Origin of the sequence: Rothia sp. HMSC065B04, from assembly GCF_001812285.1 — a bacterium.
In the GTDB taxonomy this organism is placed as follows: domain Bacteria; phylum Actinomycetota; class Actinomycetes; order Actinomycetales; family Micrococcaceae; genus Rothia; species Rothia mucilaginosa.
The window spans coordinates 233657-235635 of record NZ_KV808406.1; the positions used below are offsets into that span (position 1 = coordinate 233657).

Below are 1979 nucleotides of genomic sequence, written 5' to 3' on the forward strand. Positions count from 1 at the left end.
GTCGCAGCTACCCCAAAACAACGAAGCTTTCGATAACAACTCCGAATACAACATGCTCAACCAGACAAATGGCAGTTGGCAACCCTACGCTGGTGTTTTAGGCAACCAGCTACTACCCGGAAAAAAGGTTTCACCTGGCTTCTCGAAGCGGCGGGATGGGCAGAACGCGGCAAGTCTTTCATTGTTTTTCGGCGCCCTCAGCCTACTGTGTATCCCGCTATTGACCTGGGTCTGGGCACCAGATTTCACCGTTATCTCACTGATACTGGGCATCTTGGGTATCTGGCAGGGGCGAGTGGCTAAACGGCACGGTGTGCCTGCCCTAGCGGGTCGTATTCTCAGCTGGGCGGGTGTAGGTATTGTCCTTGCTCTCTATCTTTTTGTCATCTTGTTTCTGATAAGCCTCAGTCAATCTTTATAAAAGCACCAATAAGGTGGTGGGTCTGAAGATACTCTCGTTTTGTTGGGTATGACCGGTCAGAATGCATGCTGGTGAGCATGAGAAAGCCCTGTTCCTCACGTTGAGGTGCGGGGCTTTGTTGTGTGTATGCCGTATGTTTCCTGGAATGGGCTCGACATGCTTGTTTCCCCGGTGGGGAGGGTCTAGGGTGAAGTTAACACCCCTTGCGTGTGGAACGTGAAAGGTTGTGGATGCGATGTCGCAGCTACCCCAAAACAATGAAGCCTTCGATTACAACCCTGAATACGCTAAGCCCCACCGGGGGAGCGACAGCGTGCAGTCTGTTATGGACGACCAGCCGCTACCCGCGAGTGAGTTCTCTTCGAGCGTGTGGAAGATGGGCCCTGGCGAAAAAGCCGCAAACCTCTCCCTGATTTTCGGTGTCTTCGGTATGCTTATTCTCGCCCTAGCGTTTTGGTGGGTTTCCCATGGCTTTGGTATCGGCATGCCAATAATCATTGCTGCGCCATTACTGAACTTCTTGGGTCTCTGGCAAGCACGGGTGGCAAGACAGCACGGTGAGGACGCCAACGTGGGTCTGTTTCTCAGTGGGATAGGAATGGTCATTGTCATCGCCATCGTCGGCTTCATCATAATGATTGGGTTTGCTCTGTACGGCTTCAATGATGCAGGCCCGTCGACGAGCCTGAGCGCTCTCTCACTTCGATAGACACGTAACACCCGGTATTGAAAGGTTATGATGCAACGATGCAGGATCCAATCCTAGGCCCGTATTCCGACCCAGCAGCTGGTCTGCGCTCGAAACCTCATCGCCACAAACAGGGTGCTGATATTGAAGAGCCCCCTATGATGCAGAGCGGTGGGAAAACAGCGACTAATCTAGGGGAACGAGCCTCCCAACTTTCACTCACTTTCGGTGTGCTCAGCCTCATCAACATCATGGTGTCGGGTCCGTGGTTTTTCGGTATCCCCACCATCATCTTAAGTGTCCTTGGTCTACATAAAGCTAAGGAAGCGGATAGTTACGGCGTAGTTTCTCTTGCGGGTCGAATCCTGAGCTGGATAGCTATCGCCAAGCTTGTCCTCGTGTACGTACTGATTGTGTGGGCGTGGTTCAACGGCGAATAGGTTTTTGCGAAGCACCAGGCTGAGGTATTCAACTAACGCGTGTAGATCCTGAAAGGTTGTGGATGCGATGTCGCAGCTACCCCAAAACAACGAAGCTTTCGATGACAACCCCGAGTACGCCAAGCTCTACCAGGCGAACAACAGCGTGCAACCCAGTGCTGACGATACGGACGACTGGGAGCAACATGCGAGCGAGCAACCTCCCGCTGTGCAAGGAACACAAGACGGTAAAAGGGCTGCGAACTTCTCCCTGCTTTTCGGCTTCCTCAGCCCGCTGTCTTTCGTTCTAGGGTTTTGGTTGCTTGTCCAGGGTCTTGGAGAAAGTGGTCTGCAGGTAGCTCTCGCCGCGCCGGTGCTGAACATCCTGGGTATCTGGCAGGGGTGGGTAGCGCAGAGGCACGGTGTACCTGCCCTAGCGGGTCGTATTCTC

The 1979-nt window shown here is 53.4% G+C and carries 3 protein-coding genes and 1 pseudogene; all 4 read left to right on the forward strand.

Going from position 1 to position 1979, the window contains the following annotated elements; translation table 11 throughout:
• Positions 1-421: pseudogene (locus HMPREF2845_RS09280) on the forward strand (DUF3488 domain-containing protein); the annotation flags it as partial.
• Between the two features lie 235 nt (positions 422-656).
• Positions 657-1130, forward strand: a complete 474-nt coding sequence (locus HMPREF2845_RS01050; protein WP_070633670.1) for a hypothetical protein — start codon at positions 657-659, stop codon at positions 1128-1130.
• Positions 1131-1339: 209 nt separating this feature from the next.
• A complete protein-coding gene (locus HMPREF2845_RS01055; protein ID WP_141744456.1) occupies positions 1340-1549 on the forward strand; it encodes a hypothetical protein in 210 nt (69 codons plus the stop codon).
• 67 nt (positions 1550-1616) lie between these two features.
• Positions 1617-1979: hypothetical protein (locus tag HMPREF2845_RS09285; protein WP_168163709.1), on the forward strand; the 363-nt coding region annotated here is incomplete at its 3' end.

Bases quoted from the DNA above. Each gene is read 5' to 3' on its own strand.
- HMPREF2845_RS01050 (WP_070633670.1), top strand. From the start codon at position 657: ATGTCGCAGCTACCCCAAAACAATGAAGCCTTCGATTACAACCCTGAA.